This is a genomic window from Providencia sp. AGC89 (assembly GCF_053543535.1).
Genome location: NZ_JBIXLP010000023.1, coordinates 1 through 1,364, shown reverse-complemented (window position 1 = coordinate 1,364; position 1,364 = coordinate 1). Strand labels below are relative to the sequence as shown.

The window sequence follows — 1,364 nt, the reverse complement described above, 5'->3', positions numbered from 1 at the left end:
TCACCGTCAGTGTTGGCGAGTTACCTGCTGCTGTTGGGGCAATAGGGCTAAGCTCCAGTGTGCTAATTTGCGTCACTTGGTTGGTATTTTGTACGTGAACAGTGATAGCTTGGCTTGCTATTGAGTTTACTGTGGCTTTCAGTGTATCAGGCCCCAGTTTATTTAACGGCAATGTTGCTGTGTAGTTGCCGTTATTGTGATCTACCCATGCCACACTGCCCGTTTGGCTATGTTGTAGCGCAATATGTTTACTGCTAACTCCTTTGAGTGGGTTGTGGAAGGTATCTTTTAAGCTGACGGTCAGTTGCACATTCGCGCCAGATGTTAACATTGTTTTTGGTGCACTTAGTACCACGCTGCTAACAACACCTTGCTTGTCTTTTATGCCACTGCCATCTGTCGTTGCGGTAACGGTATCGGCTTGCGCCACGTTTAGCGTTTTTTGGTTGGATTTTAGCCCATTGGCAGAAATAACCACCTCATGAGCACCACTGAGTTGCCCCGGTAATGTTCCTGTGTAGCTGCCATCCGCTTGTTGATTGACGTTAATTTTTTTCGGTTTAAGCTGATCGATTGCGACCTCAACCTGTTGGATGCCGTCAACCGGGTTCCCTTGAACATCGGCTAAGGTAAACGTTAAGGTACTTTCTGCCCCTGCGCCTACAGAAGGGGTTATATGGGTGATAACAACCTTGTTGATGTGTTTATCTCCTTGTGTTTTTTTCACGTCAATCTTAACCGGATCACTTTGCGAACTGTTAACCTTAGCGACTAAGAGGTCTTCACCCAATGCCGTTAACATTAAGTCCGCAATGTAGGTCCCATCTTTGTTATCAACCCAAAGCACATTACCGGTTTGGTTGTGGGTTAATTTGATGTTTTTAACATCAATACCACTTAGAGGGTTATCAAACGCATCTTTTAAGGTCAGCGTCAGTCTTACACTATCCCCTGATTTCAGGTTTTGAGTTGATACCGCTGTGAGCTCGGCGGTTTTGACCACGCCGCGTGCACCCTGCGTACCCGTTCCCGAGGTGTTGGTTGCCGTGATGACAGAAGCCACATTAACTTCCCACGTTTGCTGTGCGGTTTGTTTATAGGCAGTCACTTTAACCGTATATTTACCGACTTTTTGCGGTGGCAAGGTCACGGTGTAAGCCCCTTTTGAAGTTAAGGATTCAGTGAAAATGGCGTCTATCAGTGCACCATTGAGCGTGACCTTAAAGTCATCAGCAATTTGCGTGACACCATGTTGATTGATATCAAGAGCTTTCACCGTCAGTGTTGGCGAGTTACCTGCTGCTGTTGGGGCAATAGGGCTAAGCTCCAGTGTGCTAATTTGCGTCACTTGGTTGGTATTTTGT

The 1,364-nt window shown here is 46.4% G+C and carries 1 protein-coding gene; it reads right to left on the bottom strand.

The annotated features are described in order from the left end of the window. A partial coding sequence (locus ACIPUA_RS06420) for a hypothetical protein (RefSeq protein ID WP_449059442.1) occupies positions 1-1,364 on the bottom strand: 1,364 nt, incomplete at both ends.